The following is a 19,829-nucleotide window of genomic DNA, read 5'->3' on the forward strand; positions in this document are numbered from 1 at the left end:
TGTTTATTTTATGTTTGAATAATGATCCCCTGGGGCGCCAAAGTCCATGGCGTGATGTAGGACAAACTGCTCAAAGGTGGTAGGCGTTACATTAAAAAGACGATGGGTATTGAGATCTATGCGTGCCTGCGGATGTTTACACCGTTCGGCTGTTTGGGCGGCGACCGCCTCCACAAAAAACGGAGGTAGGCCGGCGGCTAATAATGCCTGGCTGCGCTCTTCTATGGATATTGCGGCATAACGGACCGGATAGTTCGCGATCCTGGCAATGATAGCGGCTATTTCCGCCAAGGAAAGCGCTTCTGGGCCAGTGATCCGCAGACGCTGTGACTGATAACCTCCGCCGGCTAGCAGTGCCGCCGCTATTTTGGCGATATCCCGTACATCTACCGGGGACATGCGGATATCTTCCAAAGGCAAACGCAGCTCACCGGTGGTCCTGATAGCAGCGGCCTCCCTTAAATAGACCTGCATAAACTGGCTGGGGCGCAGGTGGGTCCATTGCAGACCGGAGCGCTCCAGGTATCCTTCAATTTCATTATGCTCGCGGGTAAAGCGGAAATGTTGCGGGTTATAGCCTATCTGGGACTCCTCACCGGAAAATTTTATCACATGGGGCACGCCAGCTGCTTTACAGGCATCGATAAACGAACATTGTGTGTCCACCATCCTATCATTGGCAGAAGAGATGAGCAGCGCCCTTTCAATACCGGCCAGGGTCGGCTGCAGGCTATCCGGCTGCAACATATTGCCGGTTATGATCTCCACCTCAGGAATGCCGTCCCATATACGCGCTTTTTCCCGATCCCTGACAAGGGCCCGGACCGGCACCTGCTGCAGTATCAGCTCGCGGATCACCATAGCGCCACTTTGTCCGGTTGCCCCTGTAACCAGGACAGCCGCTTTTTTCTTTAGATCCATTCTGTTTTTTATGCAAAACTATTCGCTACGAACGGCCTTAAAGGGGTGTGAATTTGACAACTTAGCGGGTTGTTTGTGCACGCCCGCCCATTTACATTTGGCATATGAAAGAAGTGAGCTTTTTACTGACCAATGGCGTGCTTAAACCCAGTTCCTTATTTACGGCCATAGAAGTTTTTGAAAAGGCTAACCAGTTTTATACAGAGCGGGGAGAGCGGCCCTTTTATAAGATTGAGATGGTGGGATCGGATCTCACACAACACCTGCAAAATTCCTATTTCTCCATACAGGCCACCAGGGATATCAAAAGTGTAGGCAAAACAGACTGTATCATTATACCAGCTACGGAGTACAATAAGACGGCCATCCGGGATAGCAGTGAGATGATCGCCTGGATCGTGCAGCAATACAAGGAGGGCGCAGAGATAGCCAGTTTGTGCACAGGTGCATTCCTGCTAGCGGCTACCGGGCTGCTGAACGGTAAAGAATGCTCCACCCATTGGAAAGCACAGGAGGCGTTTATGCAGCTGTTCCCGGACTTACAATTATGCACGGATAAAGTGATCACGGATAGTAACGGCATCTATACGGCAGGCGGTGGCCTTTCCTCTCTTAACCTGGTATTATACCTTGTTGAGAAATACAATGGCCGGGAGGTGGCGTTATATTGCGCCAAGCTATTGCAAATAGATATTGACCGTCACTCACAATCGCCTTTTATCATCTTTAGCGGTCAGAAAGAACATCATGACGAGGAAATAAAGATGATCCAGGATTTTATTGAGACCAATATTGAAGAAAAAATGAGTGTAGACCAACTTGCTGACCGCTGTGATATGAACCGGGTAAATTTTTCGAGAAGATTTAAAAGAGCCACCCGCACTTCTCCTATTGAATATATACAACGGGTTAAGATGGAAGCCGCGAAAAGAAGCCTGGAATCGGGCCGGAAAAATGTTAATGAAGTGATGTACTCCGTTGGTTATGTAGATATAAAAGCCTTCCGGAATACATTTAAAAAAGTAACCGGCATTACGCCATGGGAATATAAAACCAAGTTTGGCCAGGCTTAGATCTGCTAATAATCAGATTGTTTGTCACCCATGCCGCCATTGTGAATGAACCCATCCCCATTATTGGTGAGTCTGCCGTTCTTTAAACGGGTGTAGCTTAGCGCCCTGAAACGGAAACACCATACTTTATGCATATAAATCAAACCAACCGCCGCGATTTTCTGGGCAAGATCACCAGCGCGGCAGCCCTGATGACGATGGGAAACCTGGCAGCAGTAGCAGCACCCGTAGCCGCCGCCGGCCAACATTCGGCCATCCTTGCAGCCGGCCCGGACGAATGGCTTAAAACCAATATTAGGGGAAAACACAAGGTAGTGGTAGACGCACCAGATCCGGCCAGCGACCATATATTTGGCGCGCCCAAGGTCATACTCCTGGGACAGGCAGAAACCGGCACCTCTGAAAAAGACACGTCCATACTGGTGGTGTTGCGGTCAGAGGCCATCATTTTTGCCATGCAGGACTCCCTTTGGGAAAAATACAAGTTCGGCGAAACGCATAAGATCGTTGATCCCCGTACGAATGCCGTCAATAACCGCAATCCCTACTGGGAGACCAAACCGGATGATTTTAAGTTTCCGGGCTTTGGCGCGGTACCTATCGGTATACGCGATCTGCAGGCCAGCGGCGTTCTGTTCTGCGTTTGTGGCGTAGCGATCACTGTACACAGCGCCATGGCCGCCCAACAAAGCAACCGCAGTGAAGCTGATGTTAAAAAAGAATGGCTGGACGCACTGATCCCCGGCGTGCAGCTAATGCCCTCTGGCGTTTGGGCAACCACGCGGGCACAGGAATATGGTTGTTCTTACATCCCAGGATAATAGTAGTGTTAGTGTGAGAGAACATTGGTTTCCCGTCTTGTTGATTATTGTTGTTGTCCTTGTTGGCGGGGAAGAGCTGGTCACCGGGCTGCAACAGCGGCGCCGGGAGGAGCAGGCTTTCCCCGCCTATACGGCAGGCAGCCCGGCCGACAGCGCCTGGCGTGGTCCCGATAAATATGAGATCCCCAGGACCAGCGACAGCGGCCGGCTGATCTGGTATGGTCATGAACTGATAGCGCATACCTCCCACTACCTGGGGCCCAGGGGTACCGTACGGCAGATCTCCAATGGTATGAACTGCCAGAACTGTCATCTGGATGGCGGTACCGTTCCTTACGGGAATAATTACGGTAAGGTGTACACGACCTATCCGCAGTTCAGGGCGCGGAATAATGGCATACAAACTATTTACGACCGCATCAACGACTGTTTGCAACGCAGTCTTAACGGGCAACCGCTGGACAGCAGCAGCCGGGAGATGCAGGCCATTTATGCATATATCCGGTGGCTGGCCCACGGCATGCAGCATGGAGAAGTACAGCGTGGCACCAGCCTGATGCAGCTTGCCTATCTGGACCGGGCAGCAGATCCGGTGGCTGGCAGAAAGGTATATATGCAATATTGCCAGCGCTGTCATGGGGCTGAGGGGCAGGGACAACCGGCTCCCGGAGCGGATGAGTATACATACCCGCCGTTATGGGGACAGCACAGTTATAATGACGGTGCAGGTATGTACCGTTTGCGCAGCTTTGCCGGTTTTGTAAAGAATAATATGCCTTTTGGAACGGATTATCACTCTCCGGCACTTAGCGATGCGGAAGCCTGGGATGTGGCAGCGTATATAAACAGTCAGCCCCGGCCGCATTTTGACCAGAGCAGGGATTGGCAGGAGCTATCTAAAAAACCTGTGGATGCGCCGTATGGGCCTTATGCGGATACTTTTTCCGAAGCGCAGCATAAGTATGGGCCGTGGAAGCCGGTTGTGAAGGCGCGTGGGAAATGATGGGATCAGGTATATTCCAGCCCGTACATACGCCCCTAATATAAAATCTGCTTTAGCTACCCACGCCGTGTTGCCATCGACGGAGCATGTTTTCTGGGCCGCGCTCTTCTGTTACGGCGCCTCCAGGACGTAATGCTTCTGTTGGGATAAGACCTGGCGGGTGTGAGGTTGTTAAAGATAAGCGCCACCATGAGCAGGATGAGGCAACCGGTTAGTACCGGCGACAATACGTACCAGTAACCCAGGCTTTTGATCTTCTCTGAGCCGATGACAGCTATCAGGGCGGTAGCGCCGCCGGGCGGATGTAATGTTTTTGTGATCTGCATGGCTACTATCGACAATGCGGCGGCCAGCGGGGCAGTGATCCAGATTATATCCGCCAGCAGCATATGCACGGTAACGCCCACCAGGGCAGATACCACATGACCGCCCACCAGGTTGCGGGGCTGCGCCAGGGGGCTTTGTATAGCGCCATATACCAGTACGCTGGAGGCCCCAAATGATCCTATCAGGAATATATTCTCTTCTTTGCCCAGTGTAAGCCCCTGTAACCAGGCAATAGCGCCGATGCCTACCATAGCGCCCAGTGCGGACCAAAATTGTTCCCGGTAGTCTACGAGTGTTTCCCGGTATATAATATAACGTGATATGCGCAGTCCGCGCTTTATCTTATGCTTCATGTAAAACTCTACAGTACCTGTTTATTGTATAAATGATCTTAGCTTATCCTCATTTACGATCCGGATACGCTTGCCAATGGTCTCAATGATGGCAGCGTTGATCCATTCCGTGAAGATCTTAAAAACGGTTTCATAAATAGTACCGGCATAGGAGGCTATATCCTGTCTGGAAACGGTGAGGCTGATAAAGCCTTCTTCATCCCTCCCGAATGTTTTGTTCAGCATTAATATGGATTCTGCTGTACGGCCTTTTACATCCAGGTGGGCAAGATCACTCATACGCTGTTCCGCCCGTTGCAGCTCAGCGGCGTATACCTGCATGAGGCGATAGCTTAGGGCAGGGTTGGTAGCCAGGCTGTTTTGCAGGTGATCATGGGGGATGCAGCATATTTTTGTAGGCTCCAGAGCCGTAGCGGACACACGGAACGTGGTATCCCCAAAACCGCGTATACCAATCACATCCCCTCCAGTAGCGAAGCGGATGATGAGCTCTTTCTGATCTACCCATTGTTTATGCACCTTTACGGCTCCGGACAAGGTAAAAAACATGCCCCGCACCGGATCTCCTTCGGCAAAGATCTGTTCCCCTTTCTTAAACAGCAGCGTTTGCTTTTTTAGGGCTGTTAATTCCTTCCATTCGGGAATACAGGCCTGACAGAAGAGGCAGCTGGCAAGGTCGCAAGTTGCTTTAGAATCCATTTTTATTGCTTTTACAGCATTTTTTCAGGTCAAAATTAATATTATTCACCAAATAATATTGCAAAAGCAATACTTTTGCAGTGTAAACGAGATGCAAATAATGAAAAAACATGACGAAAGTATCCCTTTAGCGCCATCTATGAGCCCTATTATGGGGAAAAAGAGCGTACAAACGCCGGGGGGCGTAGATAAACGGGTCCTTTATTTAAGTATCCAGGCCATCTTCAACGCCTTGGTTATCGGATTGATTGCCAAAGGGTTAGTGTACCTGATTGACCTGATCACCAATATTTCTTTTTATGGTAAGTTCACCTTTGAGCCCATGAGCCCGGCCAATAATAATCTGGGGCTTACGGTAATTGCCATTCCTATTATCGGCAGCCTGATAGTAGGGGTAATTGCCAGGTATGGCTCTAAGGCGGTACGGGGGCACGGGATCCCGGAAGCGATGGAGAAGATCATCCTTGACGATAGTAAGATACCACCATTGATCACCTTATTAAAGCCATTATCTGCCGCCATCTCCATAGGCACAGGCGGCCCGTTTGGGGCAGAAGGGCCGATCATTGCCACGGGTGGAGCCTTTGGTTCCTTTACGGGGCAGATCATGCACATCACCGCTACGGAGCGGAAGATCATGCTGAGCGCCGGCGCCTGTGCCGGTATGGCCGCCATCTTTGGCAGTCCGCTGGCGGCCGTGCTACTGGCTATTGAGTTACTCCTCTTTGAATTTTCTGCACGTTCTATCATCCCGGTAGCGCTGGCCTGTATTACCGGCGCGGGTATGCATATCTGGTTATTTGGGCATGATCCCGTATTTGCCATGGGAGCTATCCCCGCTCCATCAGACAGCGCATTGCTGGTGTATGTGGGCATGGGCTTACTGATAGGCGTAATTGCGGCACTTGTTTCCAAATCCGTATATGCGGTGGAGGACCTTTTTGAGAAACTGCCTATCCACTGGATGTGGTGGCCTGCACTTGGCGCTATTGCGGTAGGCGTAGTAGGTTATTTTGCACCGTTTACCATGGGCGTAGGTTATGATAATATCCAACACCTACTGGAAGGTAATCTGCCACTGGCAGCCCTATTGTCCCTATGCCTGTTGAAATACATTTCGTGGGTGATATCGCTGGGAAGCGGTACATCCGGCGGTACCCTGGCGCCGTTGTTCACAATTGGGGGCGCAGCGGGCGCTTTAATTGGATTGGTGATATTGCACGTGTTCCCCGGATCAGGTATTACGCTGGCCACTGCCGCGTTGGTAGGTATGGCGGCTATGTTTGCCGGCGCATCCCGGGCATTGCTGACCTCTATTGTATTTGCGCTGGAGACCACTGGTCAGCCGAATGGCTTGTTGCCTTTATTAGGCGCCTGTATTGCTGCTTATTTTGTTTCGTTCTTCCTGATGAAGGGCAGCATTATGACCGAGAAGATCAGGCGGCGTGGTGTTAGTACACCTGATACGTATGAATCGGACCTGTTACGGCATACTACAGCTAAGGAGATCATGACGCCAGTAGCTGAACAAACAACCGCCCTTCATGCAGTAAGGGAAAATGACGACCTGGGCGCCTGTATGCAGCTAATGGGCGAGTATGGCGTGAGTGAGTTGCTGGTAACAGATGACGCCGGCCATGTAAAGGGGATGTTGAATGCAACCAGCCTGATCAAATACTATAGCGATCAAAGGGCGATTGCAGAAAGATATGAAGCGCCGGTGCGCACCAAGCGGTTTATTATACGTACCAGGCGGCTGATGCATGCCAAACGGTAGAAGATAATAGCTTATAAAAGTAAGGAAGCCTTCAAGTCGTAAGACCTGAAGGCTTCTTTAGTTTCATGAAATGCCTGATGCGGACAGCATCAATTTTCTGCGAACAGGTGGGGATAACCAGCCTTTAGCTCATCGCAGTCCGTGTACAACCTCTCGATGAACACATCCAGGCTATCCTCCTTCAGATCCGAAGCCAGCATGTTCCAGTACTCACGGGAAAAGTTCTCTTTAGTGAGCGTTTCCGGTGTTACCTGTGGCATGGGCGTGCAACACTTGAATGGACTGGTACCCGGCGGGAACCCGACGAGATCCATTGCCATCTCGAATAACTCAAGGCAATCCAGCGCGCCAATGTGTATGCTTTCCCCGGCTAAACGATCAATGCAGTCGCAAACTTCAATGTGCTTTGTCAGCAGTTTTTTAATCACCTCGTGATTAGGTTTCATGGAATTTATATTTACGGTTAAAAAAAACTAATGGATCAACGGGTGATAAAATGGCCGGGCCAACTATTCAAGCATCTATATACGTTAGTGACGTTAGGTAAGGATTTATTTCCGGCAGAAAAAATTGATGATTTGAGCTTTATACCGCAAACGTTAATTACTTGTTATTGCCAGCTAATATTTCCTTACATTAATAGTCCTAAAATCCTATACATATGAGCGATGCATCACAGCGGGCCGCTATGCCCAGCGGGACCCACACTGTTCTTGACAGACGGAACGTACACAATGCCAACCGCAACCTACTAAACATTGTTAAACCCGGGGATACTGTACTGGATGTTGGCTGTGGAGCCGGTTCCATTACTGCCGGCATAGCGGAACTGACAGGCGCAGGCGGGCAGGTAACGGGGATAGATACCAGCCAGGAGCTCATCAACCGGGCCAGGGAAAACTTTAGTCATTTAGATAATATGCATTTTGAAGTAGCGGATATTAACACCTATCAGCCGCAAAAGCAATTCAATGTGATCACCACGGCGCGTGTGCTGCAATGGGTGGATAATCCGGCACAGCTTATTAACAGGATGGTACAATTGCTGGAAAAGGACGGGCATATCACCATACTCGATTACAATCATGAGCGGATACAATGGTCGCCGGCCATACCTGCCAGCATGCAGCAGTTCTACCAGGCGTTCCTGCAATGGCGGGCGGATGCGGGTATGGATAACCAAATAGCGGATCACCTGGCCGGCCTGCTTACTCAACAGGGGCTTACGGTAGTACGTATGGAGGACTTGTCAGAAAAGGCGGTAAAAGGCGAACCAGGCTTCCGGGAGGACCTGGATATATGGGCAAAGGTAGCGGAGACCAGGGGACAGCAACTGGTGAAGGATGGATATATTACGGAAGACCTGCGGCTAAAGGCTATTGCGGAGTACCGCAGCTGGATAGATACCGGGGCTGAAACCATGACGCTTTACCTGCTGGCGCTGACTGCCAGGCGCTAACTCCGCAAAAAGCGGCTCCCCGCGGCCGTTTTGAACAATATGGTTGCTATAGCTGTTATATAATAACCCCTAACGGCTATAGCAATCATATGCACTTATTCTCCCCAGGCTACCACTTGCGGCTTAGCAAGCTATACTTAACTACTTACCTTAATGTAATCGTTTGGCTATTGGGGAGCCTTTCTGCCCGGGCGCAGGCGCCAACTATCACTTCTTTCTCACCTGTCAGCATTTGTCCGGGACAATTACTTACCATTGCGGGGACTAATTTTATTGGCGCTACCAAGGTGCAGATAGGCGGTATAGATGCTGCTTTTACAGTAGATAATGCGGCCAGGATCAGGGCAACCGTTCCGATACAGGCCCCCAGCGGTGTTATTACAGTGACTACGCCCACTGGTAGCGCTACCAGCACTACCCCTTTAACGGTGCTGCCAGTACCCATACCCGGCTTAACACATGTTGACGCGGCGGATGGCCCTTTTTCCAACTGTAACGGCAGTATGACCTATGAATTGAAGGTACGTAACAGCTCTACCAATGTTAGCGGCACCGGTTATACTTACCAGATCAACTGGGGCGATAATTCGACACCGTTTACGCAAGTGGATTGGCCTACGGATGCGACCGGAGTGACTTCCCATACTTATGCCTCACAAGGTTTTTTTCCGATAACGGTTACCATCACTGCTCCAAACGGGTGCGTGCAAAATACGGTGTACCGGTTCTATAACGGGCTTAACCCGCTGGCCAGCTTTTCCACCACCTCTTCCACCACCGGTTTGTGTGCGCCGGCATCTGTTGAGTTCCAAATTGGCAACTGGTTTAATAACACCCCAGGTACTACGTATGAGGTGGATTTCGGCGACGGGAGCCCACATGTAACGCTGGACCATCCGTTAAACCCCACTAATACCACATTCCTACTTAGCCACCAATACCTTAGCTCCTCCTGTCCTACCCCGGATTTTAAGGCCACACTAATGGCCAGTAACGGTTGTTATACTACTACCTATACACTTGATCAGATCATTGTACGGCAAAAGCCCCTGGCTGATTTTGGCCTGCCACCTGTCAATCCCTGCGTAAATACGCCTGTCTGCATAGAGAACCAGACCACGGAGGGTTACAGTGGGAACGGCTGCACCCGCACTACTACTTTTCACTGGGATTTTGGGGATGGCAGTACTTCTGATGAGGAAGATCCGCCCTGTCATACCTATGCCACCGCCGGCACCTATACGATCACGCTAACGGCCTCTAATTCAGGCTGCGGAGGAGACACCAAGACAAAGCAGATCACGGTAAGCCCTCCATCGCCGCCACCGGTGGTGAGCGCGCCCAGTATTACGTACTGCCAGGGTGCAACGGCGGCGCCGCTAACGGCTACCGGCACGGGATTGTTATGGTATACTACTGCAACGGGTGGCGTTGGTACTCCCACAGCGCCCACGCCATCCACGGCTATTCCCGGCGTTACCACTTATTATGTGGGCCAAACGGTGGCAGGTAATTGCGAGGGCCCACGGGTGGCTATTACGGTAACAGTGAATGCCTTACCTGATGCACCGTTGACATCACCGGTGCAACTGTGCCAGGGTCAAACGGCAGGGCCGCTTACTGCAACTGGTACGGGCCTGTTGTGGTATACCACTGCGAGCGGCGGCACTGGTTCTCCAACAGCGCCAGTACCGGCTACCGCCACTGTTGGCAGCACCACCTGGTATGTAAGCCAGACCGCCAATAATTGCGAAGGGCCCAGGGCGGCGCTGGTAGTGAGCGTTAGTCCACTGGCAATGGCGCCGGTGGTTACCAGCCCGGTTGTCTATTGTCAAAACCAGCCGGCCCTTCCTTTAACGGCCGGTGGTATTAACCTGTTATGGTATACGGTCCCTACCGGCGGTACCGGTTCGCCTTTAGCGCCTACGCCGCCAACGGCTATTCCGGGCAGCACCAGCTGGTATGTGAGCCAGACGACGGGATGCGGCGAAGGCCCGCGGGCGCAGATCACGGTAACGGTTATTGCCCGTGGTACGGCCACCATTGCCTATACGCCGGCCACACTGTGTAATACGGCCGGCGCGGCGCCCGTGCAGGTAACCCGAACGGGCGCAGGCGGGGGCGCCTATACGGTATCTCCGGCAGGATTAAGCATCAATGCCAGCACCGGAGAGATCAGTCCGGCTTATGCGAGTGCGGGTGTATATACCATCACTTATACCATTGCCGGTACTCCCCCGTGTCCGGATATAGTGGCTACGGCCACCGTAACGGTCAATGGCACACCGGCCGCCACTATTGCCTACCCGGCGTTGTGTACATCTGACGGTATTACACCGGTTAACCTCAACGGGTCTGCGGGGGGCGTATTCAGCTCCACGGCCGGCTTAACGATAGACGCGGCCAGCGGGGCCATTACGCCCGCGATCAGCGCGCCTGGTACCTATGTAGTGACCTACAGCATTGCCGCCGCGGCGCCCTGTCCGGGTTTTACCACAACCACCAGCGTTACGGTAACCAAAGCGCCAGTGGCTACCATCCGTTACCAACCGGCCAACCTCTGTAATATTGTTCATACGCCGGCACAGCCCAATTTGCCTGTGCCCGTTACGCTGACGGGCAATACAGGGGGTACTTATTCCATTACGCCGGCCGCTGGTTTACCCATCAATACCACTACAGGGGAGATCAATCCTTCCGGCGCGACCGCCGGCTCTTATACCGTGACTTATACGGTGGCCGGCGCGGGCGGCTGTGCGGATTATCAGACCACCACGACGGTTGTGGTTAACAGCGCTCCTGCGGCTACCATCAGCTATGGCGGCACGCCTTTTTGCGGCAGCACTGCCAATCCGCAACCGGTGGTAGTAACTGGTACTACTGGCGGGAGCTTTAGCGCGGGCGCTGGATTATCAATTAATGCCGTTACTGGTGAGGTAACACCCTCATTAAGTACACCCGGCGTTTATACGGTGACCTATACGATCGCAGCTTCCCCACCGTGCCCAGGTTTTACCACCAGTACTGCCGTACAGATAGATGAAAGCCCGGTAGTGAGCTTCCCGGTTACCACACAGGCTATCTGTTCCGGTGGCACTGCGGTATTCAGGCCAAGTTCCACGGTGGGTAATACCACCTATAATTGGGCGGTAGCGGGCGCTTTGCCCGGCGGGGTAAGTGGCGTTAGCAGCGGCACGGTATCCGATCCTAGTGCAGCTATCAGCCTATCCTTTACCAATACCGGCACCGCCAACCAATCACTTACAATCCGGGTTACGCCGGTAAACCCCACTGCGAGCCCCTGTCCCGGCACGGCGTATGATCTAACATTAACCATAAGACCAGTAGTGCCGCCGCCGGTAACTACCACGGTAAACCGTTGTATGGGAGAACCGCCGGCGCCATTACAGGTCACTTCGCTGCCAGGTAATACGATCCGCTGGTTTGATGAAAACGGAACGCCCTTAAATGCCGCCCCGGTGATCAGTACCACCAGCGCAGGCCAGTTCCGTTTTTATGTAAGCCAGGTTACCGGTGAGGGCTGCGAGAGCCCAAAGGCTGAGATAATAGCAATAGTGCACCCCACCCTTAAGATCGTTGGCAGCAGCTTTACGCACCCAAGTGCCTGCGGGGTACCGTCCGGCACTATTATCCTGCAGGTATTGGATATCAATAACGGCGCAGTGCCCAACTTACCTGTGGTGGTACATTACAACCGGTTCCAGACGCCGCTGACCATGGCGGTAACGACCGATGCAAGCGGCACTATTACCCTGCCGCTAACAGCCGGCACCTATTCCGGCATATCTGTAGAAACCAGCGGCAGCTGTAACTCTCAAAGTATACCGGATGTATTTGTGTTAAGGGATCCCACGCCGCCTACCCAACCGGTAGCGGGGTATAATCCCCCGTTATGCGCCGGCACACCGCTTCAATTAACGGCGCTATCTACCAGCTCACTGCCGGGGCCTATTGACTACGTATGGGCAGGGCCTGCATTTGGCCCTGCGGCGGATACGGTGCGTAATACGCTGGTTACCTTCCCCTCCCCCACAGTGGGCGACGGCGGCACCTATGCGGTGTATGCTATCCAGAATAATTGTATTTCCGCGCCCTCCAGCTTTGCGGTGACCATTAACCCTGCGCCTACCAAACCGGTGATCTCCACCAGGACGCCTTTGTGCGTGGGCGATGACCTGGTGCTGCAGGCGTATAGCTCTATACCAGATGATGTTACGCTGACGTATCAATGGAGAGGACCCAATACCGCGTTCCCGGTAAATGCGCCTAATGCCGCTATCAATAATGTGAAGATCGAAGACGCGGGCGTGTATTCCATTACCGTTAGCTCACCCACAACGGGGTGCAGCGTAACCGCTGATACGTTGATACAGGTGGGTGGTTATCCTATTGTGCAATTTGCACAGGATACGCTGAACCTGCCAACAGGCCATCTGCTGCCCTTGTCGCCGGTGATCACCAATGCCGCCGATCCCGGCATACTGCCTGTACAAAGCTATACGTGGACGCCGATGCAGGACCTGGTATGTAATGACGCGGCCTGTTCATCGCCGGTGGCTACCGTCAAAAATGATGTGTGCTATAAAGTAACCGTCACCAATGTATATGGCTGCGTGGGGAGTGATGATGTATGCATCAATGTGTTCTGTGAAAGCTCGCAGGTATTTATCCCCAATGCTTTTGCGCCCACTGGCAATGTGCCGGAAAACAGGGTACTGATGGTAAGGGCCAGCGGGATCAATTCCGTAAAGTCCTTCCGGATATTTAACCGCTGGGGAAGGATCGTATTTGAGCGGAGCAATTTTGCGCCGAATAGCCCTGATTTTGGATGGGATGGCCGTGTGAATGGGAAGCTGGCGGATACAGGAGTGTATGTATACACGGTGGAAGTGATCTGTGAGAACGGCGTGCCCTATACCTATAAAGGTAATGTTACATTATTCTAAACAACTTGTGTATGCTACGTTATTGTAAACTATGCCTTTTGCTGCTTGGTAGTTGTTTGGCTGCTATTAAAGGATTTTCGCAGGATGTTGGTTTTTCCCAGTTCTATGACCTGCCTTTATTACGTAACCCGGCATTAGCCGGCATGTTTGAGGGGGACATAAGGGCCACGGCTGCTTACCGTAACCAGTGGCAAAGCGTTACCATTCCCTACCGCACCTTTAGTCTAAGCACGGAGGTTAAACTGGCCACTAATGATGTGAACTATTTTACCATAGGGCTGCAGCTGATGCGGGACGTAGCCGGCACCTCTGAGTTCAGCACCACTCAGATACTGCCGGTGATCAACTACCGCTTATCCTTTAACGGGGAGAATAATTCTTATCTGTCCTTTGCTTATATGCCGGGGTTGCGGCAACAGCGGTTTGACCCTACGAAGCTGGTGATGAACGATCAGTTTGTAGCGGGTAGCAATGGCAGCTTTAGCATACTGCCGGCTACGCGCCAGGTATTTGACAAAACCAGCGTTAATTATATTGACCATTCCGTTGGCGTCAGCTATAACGGCGTTATCCAGGATAAGATAGACGATGCCGCGGAAACGGGCTATTTTATTGGGCTGGGTATGTTCCATATTACCAGCCCCAGTGTAGGTTTCTTTGCTGACCACCGTATTCATCTGAACAGGAAACTGGCCGTTAATGCCGGCGTATCTACCCCTACCAGCGACAGGAACCGGCTGGTATTCTATGCGGATTATTTTCAGCAGTACGATAAGGAGCTTACGCCGGTAGGCAGTACCGTACAGGCGGGGATATTATATGATACGGATCTGTTTGTGGAGGGAGATGTACAGCATACTATCACCTTTGGGGCGCTGTACCGCATGAATGACGCGATCATACCGGTAGTGCAGCTGCAGCTGTCTAAATTTACCGTGGGCGTAAGCTACGATGTAAATATCGATAAGCTGGCGGCAGCCTCGCAACGCCGCGGCGGATTGGAAGTAGTGATATCTTACCGTGATTTTCTGAGTAGCCGCAGCCGGGAGCAGCGGCAGACGATGTGCCCGAACTTCAGGAGATAGTTTAACACCCTTTAATACAGCTTAACAATAAATAACACTGTCAGCCCCAGTCTGGCATGCTTTTGTCATTATCTATACCAGACAAAAAAGTTAAAACCGCCTGCAGACGCTTAGCTTTTATTCATTCACCCACGTTTCTTCAAATCTTACAATCATGAAAAAGTTAAAGTATCTTATTGTGCTGCTAGTTGTTGTATCCGGTTTAAGCAGTTGTATGGTATACAGGGACAGACCGGGTTATTATCATCCTCATCCTCATTACCGCTATCATCATCACGGCTATCACAGATAAACGGGAACTATATAAAGGCCGGGATGTTTATGCATTCCGGCCTTGCTTTATGACAAGGGTGCGTTTAAATGATCGAGTAAATCAGTTATTTGGTCGAACAAGGCCGGCCATCTCCACAAATTATATTATTTTCCTGCTGACGGTGGAATGACCATGCCTGATATTTTTGCAAAAGATATTAATTTGTCAATATTTTCTGTACCTGGTACCTGATGCCATTATTTAAACCATGCTGCTCTATGAAGAAGTTACCCATGATGGTAGCTGCATTGCTTTATTTAACCCAACAAGCCAATGCGCAAACCTATATTATCCATGCCAATGTTGTGGATGTGCTGACGCACAAGATCCTGGCTGACCAAACGGTAGTGATACAGGACAAACTCATTCAACAGACAGGCCCTTCCAAAAAGATCACACCTATGGCAGGCGCTACGGTGATTGATGCCACCGGCAAATGGGTGATGCCTGGTCTGGTGGATGCGCATGTGCATTTTTTCCAGACCGGGGGACTGTATACAAGGCCGGATGCCTTAGACCTGCGTAAATTTCATCCTTATGAAAAGGAGATTGAATGGTATAAGGCCCATATGGAGGCGCAGCTACGCCGGTATGTTTCCTGCGGCATTACTACGGTGCTGGATATGGGCGCCACCTATAACCTGCTGCAATTACGGGACAGCCTGGCCGGACAGTGGTATAGTCCCCGGATCCTGATGGCAGGGCCGCTGGTATCCACGGCCTACTCACCCAAGACCTTTGACCTGCTGCCCACGGGCGATGCGCCTTTTCTGCCGGTGCACACACCTGATGAGGCCTTGAAGGCCACACAGCAACAGTATAGCCATCACCCGGATATGATCAAGATCTGGTATATCACGGAGGCGGCGGATGCAACGGGCAGCGCACGGGAAAGGGAGCCGATGGTGAAAGCAGTGACCACGGATGCGCAGGCGCATCATTACCCGGTGGCGGTACATGCCACGGAACTGCTGCCCGCCCGGCTGGCGGTGGAGGCCGGCGCTCATTACCTGGTGCACAGCGTAGATGACGCGGTGATAGACGATAGCTTTATACAACTGTTAAAGCAGCGGCAGGCGGTGTTATGCCCTACCCTTACCGTGATAGACAATTATTATAAAACATTCTCCCAGCAGTATGCGCCTACCGCGGAAGACTATACTAAAGCCGATCCGGAACAACTGGGCAGTTTGCAGGAACTGGGGCATCTCCCTGACAGCGTGATTGCAGCACAGTACAAGCGGCTGGCCGCGCAGCGCGCGCAAGGCAATGCCCGTGCAGACTCTATCAGCGCTATAAATCTTAAAAAGCTGGTAGATGCAGGTATACCGGTGGCTACAGGTACCGATGCCGGTAATATAGGCACACTGCATGCCTCTTCTTATTTTAAGGAGCTCCGGGCTATGCAACATGCGGGGATGAATAACTGGCAACTGTTGACCGCATCCACGATCAATGGGGCGAAAGCTGCCGGGAAGGAAAAAGATCTTGGCAGCATTACAGCAGGCAAGACCGCCGACCTGCTGATCTTAAACGGTAACCCGGTGGATGATCTGCAGCAGCTGGAACAGATCGCCTATGTAGTGAACCATGGAAGGGTGCTACGGCCGGATACCCTGCTGCAGGATAGCCCGGAGGATATTGTACAACGGCAGGTGAACGCCTATAATGCGCATGACCTCCATGCCTTTCTCTCCTTCTACGCGGATGATGCTACGCTATATAATTTCCCGGATCAGCAGATCGCCAAAGGGAAGGAGACCATGCGGAAGATGTATGGGTTCCTGGAGAAGGCGCCAGGCCTGCATGTGACGGTAAGCAACCGTATTGTACGGAACAATGTGATCATTGATCATGAGGTACTGACCACCGCTGCGGATAAAACCGGCAGGAACGCTGTGGCTATTTATGTGGTAGAGGGGCAGCGCATCAACAAAGTATATTTTATTATAAAGTAGGCGTTATGGGTTTTTGAAGGACTGCCTGAACGTGACCGGTGACACCTGTGTTTTGCGTTTGAAGATCCTGTTAAAGGACTGGGGATGTTCGAAACCCAGGCCGTAGGCAATTTCTGCAATAGACAGGTTGGTGGTGCTGAGGATCTCCTTTGCTTTTTCTATTATCATATCCTGGATATGCTGCTGGGTATTACGGCCCGTGAGCTGCCGCAGCATATCGCTGAGGTAACGGGGAGAAACACTGAGCCTTTCTGCGATCTGCGGCACGGTGGGCGGGCCTTTCATCAGGGCTTCGCCATTATCGAAATACGCTGCCATGATCTTTTCCATCTCCAGCAACAGATCACTGTGCACGGCCTTACGGGTTATGAACTGGCGGTTATAGAAACGGTTGCTGTAGTTGAGCAGCAGCTCTACCTGGGATACCAGTACATCCTGGCTGAAGTGATCGATAGAGGTGGACAGTTCCTGTTGTATATTTTCGAATACAGAGATAATGATACCTTTTTCTTTCTCTGAGAGATAGAGGGCTTCTGCAACAGCGTAGGAGAAGAAACCGTATCTCTTTATGCTGCTGCCCAGGGGATAGTTCCGGATAAAATCCGGGTGAAAAAGCAAGGTAAAGCCTTCGTAGTCCTGGTCTTCCGCACCTGCGGAGATGAGCTGATTAGGGGAGACAAAAGAGAGGCCGCCTTCATCGAAATCGTAATATCCTTGTCCGTATTTTACTTTCCCCTTCAGGTTGCGTTTGAAGGAGACCTTATAGAAATTGAGCACCAGGGCTTTTGAAAGTGCGGTGGTATCTGCGGTGATATCTTTATAATTCACCAGGTCAATTAATGGGTGGCGGGGTTTGGGTAAACCCAATGCGGCATTCAGCTCCGAAATGGATTGAAAGATGTAAGGCGTTTGTTCTGGTTCTTTTTCCATACTGTTCAGGTAATAGCATGAAGATCGTTTTACGGACCTTCATGCTAAGTTAGTTATTCTTATCCTACCCGTTCAAAGGGGCTTGTAAGGTGAAGATAGGCGGCAATACCTCTGCGGTACGCATCATGGCCTTGTTCCTGCTTTTTGGCATAGGTGCTGATGGCATCATTGCCGGCCAGGTAACGCAGCTGGTCTTTACCATCTGTAGCCGCTTCGTATACCACTTCCGCAATGAGCTCCGGTTCTGTAAACTTCATAAGGCTACCGTCTGTAAAACCTTCCATCATGCGGGTGTTGAGGGCATCATAAGCGGTATCTGCCACTATATCCATCACATTCGTGTAATTACTTTTGATACCGCCTGGCGCTACTGTTTTGATGCCGATATTAAAATGGGCCAGGTCATAGGACATGCCTTCGCTCCAGCCTTCTATTGCCCATTTGCTGGCGCAGTATACGGATGACATGGGGGTAGACGCGAGGCCGCAAATAGAGGAAGTAGTAATAAACAGCCCCTGGCGTTTTTCTTTAAAATAGGGAATAAAAGCCCTGGTTACCCGGAGCACGCCAAAGAAGTTGGTATCGAACTGGTTGATGATCTGCTGCTCTGTATAACCTTCCAGGGGACCAATGAGGCCATAGCCGGCGTTATTAAAAACCACATCGATATCTCCTGATTGCAGGGCTTTTGCAACGGTAGCGTTTACCTGTGCTTCGTTGGTAACATCAAGCGGCAGGAGGATGATATTGGGCAGAAGATCCAGTTCTGTTTCCTTTTCCGGTGTGCGCATAGTGGCTATTACCCTCCAGCCTTTGGACTGAAATAGTTTTGCGGTGGCTTTGCCTAAGCCGGCAGATGCGCCGGTGATGAAGATCGTTTTCATGTTTGTATTACTTTTTTTTCTTACTACAAAGGTGGGATGTTGATACCGGGATATAGTAACCGGATTGGTATATGTTGTAACCAAATCGGGTGGGTGGAGGCACTGTCTAAATCGTCCCCTAACAAAGTCTAATCCACCGGTCATCAGGGGTTTTATAAGGGGGTAACTTTACTGTATGAAACAGCATAACTACCAGGGGACAACGACGGTACAGGTACCGCTCCCCACAGCATTTGACAGTATTCGCAGGCGGGTGCCGGAATGGTGGGCTAAACATTTTGAAGGCAGCTCGCAAAGCAAAGGCGACCGTTTTACCGTGCGCTTTGGCACTACGTTTGTCACGTTTGAGATCACGGAAATGCTCCCCAACCAACAGATCGTATGGAAGGTGGTGGATAATTACCTGCCTTTTATTGACAACAAAACAGAATGGCAGGGTACGGAAGTAGTATGGGAATTTAAGGAGCAGGATGGGGCTGTACAGATCCATATGACACATGTGGGCCTCACGCCGGAGTCTGAATGTTTTGAAGTCTGCAATAAAGGCTGGAATGGGCATATACAAGGCAGCCTGCATAACCTGTTGATGGAAAACAAAGGCAACCCGCAGTAACCCTCTCCTTTCAGCCATTTAAAAAGAACCATGTTTATGAGCACGCTTAAGCAACCACGGGCTGTTGCCGATACGGAAACCGGCGCCATCCTGGCGATGGCAGACCTTGCCGCCCCGCCGGAACGTATCTTCAAACTTTTGACGGACGCGCATGATATTGAGCAATGGTGGGGATCTGATGATACCTACCGCATGCGGCAATGGGAGGCGCACACTGTGCCGGGCGGTGATTATACGGTAGCAGTACGCGCTGCAAACGGAGACGTTTTTCCTGCCAGCGGAACGTTCCTGGTGGTGGATGCACCCTATAAGCTTAGTCATACCCGTAAGTACGAATGGGATCATCCAACGCTGGGCAGGCATGTTACCACCATTAGTTTTTTGCTACAGCCTATTGAAGCAGGCACCCGGTTAACGGTACGACACGAAGGCTTTGCCGGGTTTAATGACGCCGCTTATGAACATGCGGACGGATGGGAGCGGGTATTGGGATGGTTGAATGTATTCATCTATTCCCATGCAGATTGAAAGTGCATCATCTTATAGATTGCATGTAACGCCTTAGGGCGAACAATTTAAAACAGAACGGCCCACCGCGTGTAACGGTGGGCCGTTCTGTTTTAAGCTTTATCTTCGTTAAAACTCC

At 51.3% G+C, this 19,829-nt stretch carries 16 protein-coding genes; 10 read left to right on the top strand and 6 right to left on the bottom strand.

Annotation, left to right across the window (positions count from 1 at the left end):
* Positions 1-3: 3 nt before the first annotated feature.
* Positions 4-921: an NmrA family NAD(P)-binding protein gene (locus F0L74_RS31635; protein ID WP_149841875.1), complete on the bottom strand. Its 918-nt coding sequence runs from the start codon at positions 919-921 to the stop codon at positions 4-6.
* A gap of 104 nt (positions 922-1,025) precedes the next feature.
* Here F0L74_RS31635 and F0L74_RS31640 point away from each other — a divergent pair, with 104 nt between their 5' ends.
* The 3 genes from F0L74_RS31640 (at position 1,026) to F0L74_RS31650 (ending at position 3,818) form a co-directional block, all read left to right on the top strand.
* On the top strand, positions 1,026-1,994 hold the full coding sequence (locus F0L74_RS31640; RefSeq protein ID WP_149841876.1) for a GlxA family transcriptional regulator: 969 nt from the start codon (positions 1,026-1,028) through the stop codon (positions 1,992-1,994).
* A 128-nt stretch (positions 1,995-2,122) separates the two neighbouring features.
* A complete protein-coding gene (locus F0L74_RS31645) occupies positions 2,123-2,815 on the top strand; it encodes a twin-arginine translocation signal domain-containing protein (RefSeq protein WP_149841877.1) in 693 nt (230 codons plus the stop codon).
* Positions 2,816-2,828: 13 nt separating this feature from the next.
* Complete coding sequence (locus tag F0L74_RS31650; RefSeq protein ID WP_246197897.1) at positions 2,829-3,818, top strand: c-type cytochrome; 990 nt, start codon at positions 2,829-2,831, stop codon at positions 3,816-3,818.
* Between the two features lie 56 nt (positions 3,819-3,874).
* On the opposite strand, the gene F0L74_RS31655 is transcribed toward F0L74_RS31650, so the two are convergent.
* Complete coding sequence (locus F0L74_RS31655) at positions 3,875-4,498, bottom strand: HPP family protein (RefSeq protein ID WP_149841879.1); 624 nt, start codon at positions 4,496-4,498, stop codon at positions 3,875-3,877.
* A gap of 21 nt (positions 4,499-4,519) precedes the next feature.
* Positions 4,520-5,197, bottom strand: a complete 678-nt coding sequence (locus F0L74_RS31660; protein WP_149841880.1) for a Crp/Fnr family transcriptional regulator — start codon at positions 5,195-5,197, stop codon at positions 4,520-4,522.
* Positions 5,198-5,297: 100 nt separating this feature from the next.
* Between F0L74_RS31660 and F0L74_RS31665 the strand changes: the two genes are divergently transcribed.
* A complete protein-coding gene (locus F0L74_RS31665; protein WP_213087112.1) occupies positions 5,298-6,974 on the top strand; it encodes a chloride channel protein in 1,677 nt (558 codons plus the stop codon).
* A gap of 89 nt (positions 6,975-7,063) precedes the next feature.
* Here F0L74_RS31665 and F0L74_RS31670 read toward each other — a convergent pair whose 3' ends face one another.
* Complete coding sequence (locus F0L74_RS31670; RefSeq protein WP_149841882.1) at positions 7,064-7,288, bottom strand: hypothetical protein; 225 nt, start codon at positions 7,286-7,288, stop codon at positions 7,064-7,066.
* Positions 7,289-7,635: 347 nt separating this feature from the next.
* On the opposite strand from F0L74_RS31670, the gene F0L74_RS31675 reads away from it, so the two are divergent.
* The 4 genes from F0L74_RS31675 to F0L74_RS31690 all read left to right on the top strand — a co-directional run bounded on the left by F0L74_RS31675 (position 7,636) and on the right by F0L74_RS31690 (position 16,756).
* Complete coding sequence (locus F0L74_RS31675) at positions 7,636-8,433, top strand: class I SAM-dependent methyltransferase (protein ID WP_149841883.1); 798 nt, start codon at positions 7,636-7,638, stop codon at positions 8,431-8,433.
* 89 nt (positions 8,434-8,522) lie between these two features.
* A complete protein-coding gene (locus tag F0L74_RS31680) occupies positions 8,523-13,400 on the top strand; it encodes an Ig-like domain-containing protein (RefSeq protein ID WP_149841884.1) in 4,878 nt (1,625 codons plus the stop codon).
* 11 nt (positions 13,401-13,411) lie between these two features.
* On the top strand, positions 13,412-14,485 hold the full coding sequence (locus F0L74_RS31685) for a PorP/SprF family type IX secretion system membrane protein (protein ID WP_149841885.1): 1,074 nt from the start codon (positions 13,412-13,414) through the stop codon (positions 14,483-14,485).
* 531 nt (positions 14,486-15,016) lie between these two features.
* A complete protein-coding gene (locus F0L74_RS31690) occupies positions 15,017-16,756 on the top strand; it encodes an amidohydrolase family protein (protein ID WP_188316249.1) in 1,740 nt (579 codons plus the stop codon).
* A 3-nt stretch (positions 16,757-16,759) separates the two neighbouring features.
* On the opposite strand, the gene F0L74_RS31695 is transcribed toward F0L74_RS31690, so the two are convergent.
* Both F0L74_RS31695 and F0L74_RS31700 read right to left on the bottom strand, forming a co-directional pair.
* Positions 16,760-17,686 (bottom strand): helix-turn-helix domain-containing protein, encoded by a 927-nt coding sequence (locus F0L74_RS31695; RefSeq protein ID WP_149841887.1) that lies wholly within the window; start codon positions 17,684-17,686, stop codon positions 16,760-16,762.
* Positions 17,687-17,745: 59 nt separating this feature from the next.
* Positions 17,746-18,570: an SDR family oxidoreductase gene (locus F0L74_RS31700; RefSeq protein WP_149841888.1), complete on the bottom strand. Its 825-nt coding sequence runs from the start codon at positions 18,568-18,570 to the stop codon at positions 17,746-17,748.
* A gap of 175 nt (positions 18,571-18,745) precedes the next feature.
* On the opposite strand from F0L74_RS31700, the gene F0L74_RS31705 reads away from it, so the two are divergent.
* Together F0L74_RS31705 and F0L74_RS31710 are read left to right on the top strand one after the other, a co-directional pair.
* A complete protein-coding gene (locus tag F0L74_RS31705; RefSeq protein ID WP_149841889.1) occupies positions 18,746-19,183 on the top strand; it encodes an SRPBCC family protein in 438 nt (145 codons plus the stop codon).
* Between the two features lie 36 nt (positions 19,184-19,219).
* Complete coding sequence (locus tag F0L74_RS31710) at positions 19,220-19,711, top strand: SRPBCC family protein (protein WP_149841890.1); 492 nt, start codon at positions 19,220-19,222, stop codon at positions 19,709-19,711.
* Positions 19,712-19,829 lie beyond the last annotated feature (118 nt).

Origin of the sequence: Chitinophaga agrisoli, assembly GCF_008386695.1 — a bacterium.
Taxonomy (GTDB): domain Bacteria; phylum Bacteroidota; class Bacteroidia; order Chitinophagales; family Chitinophagaceae; genus Chitinophaga; species Chitinophaga agrisoli.

Excerpts from the sequence above, each read along its gene's own strand:
- F0L74_RS31635 (WP_149841875.1), bottom strand. The coding sequence starts at position 921 with ATGGATCTAAAGAAAAAAGCGGCTGTCCTGGTTACAGGGGCAACCGGA.
- F0L74_RS31640 (WP_149841876.1), top strand. The coding sequence starts at position 1,026 with ATGAAAGAAGTGAGCTTTTTACTGACCAATGGCGTGCTTAAACCCAGT.
- F0L74_RS31645 (WP_149841877.1), top strand. The coding sequence starts at position 2,123 with ATGCATATAAATCAAACCAACCGCCGCGATTTTCTGGGCAAGATCACC.
- F0L74_RS31655 (WP_149841879.1), bottom strand. The coding sequence starts at position 4,498 with ATGAAGCATAAGATAAAGCGCGGACTGCGCATATCACGTTATATTATA.
- F0L74_RS31660 (WP_149841880.1), bottom strand. The coding sequence starts at position 5,197 with ATGGATTCTAAAGCAACTTGCGACCTTGCCAGCTGCCTCTTCTGTCAG.
- F0L74_RS31665 (WP_213087112.1), top strand. The coding sequence starts at position 5,298 with ATGAAAAAACATGACGAAAGTATCCCTTTAGCGCCATCTATGAGCCCT.
- F0L74_RS31670 (WP_149841882.1), bottom strand. The coding sequence starts at position 7,288 with ATGGATCTCGTCGGGTTCCCGCCGGGTACCAGTCCATTCAAGTGTTGC.
- F0L74_RS31675 (WP_149841883.1), top strand. The coding sequence starts at position 7,636 with ATGAGCGATGCATCACAGCGGGCCGCTATGCCCAGCGGGACCCACACT.
- F0L74_RS31680 (WP_149841884.1), top strand. The coding sequence starts at position 8,523 with ATGCACTTATTCTCCCCAGGCTACCACTTGCGGCTTAGCAAGCTATAC.
- F0L74_RS31685 (WP_149841885.1), top strand. The coding sequence starts at position 13,412 with ATGCTACGTTATTGTAAACTATGCCTTTTGCTGCTTGGTAGTTGTTTG.
- F0L74_RS31690 (WP_188316249.1), top strand. The coding sequence starts at position 15,017 with ATGAAGAAGTTACCCATGATGGTAGCTGCATTGCTTTATTTAACCCAA.
- F0L74_RS31695 (WP_149841887.1), bottom strand. The coding sequence starts at position 17,686 with ATGGAAAAAGAACCAGAACAAACGCCTTACATCTTTCAATCCATTTCG.
- F0L74_RS31700 (WP_149841888.1), bottom strand. The coding sequence starts at position 18,570 with ATGAAAACGATCTTCATCACCGGCGCATCTGCCGGCTTAGGCAAAGCC.
- F0L74_RS31705 (WP_149841889.1), top strand. The coding sequence starts at position 18,746 with ATGAAACAGCATAACTACCAGGGGACAACGACGGTACAGGTACCGCTC.
- F0L74_RS31710 (WP_149841890.1), top strand. The coding sequence starts at position 19,220 with ATGAGCACGCTTAAGCAACCACGGGCTGTTGCCGATACGGAAACCGGC.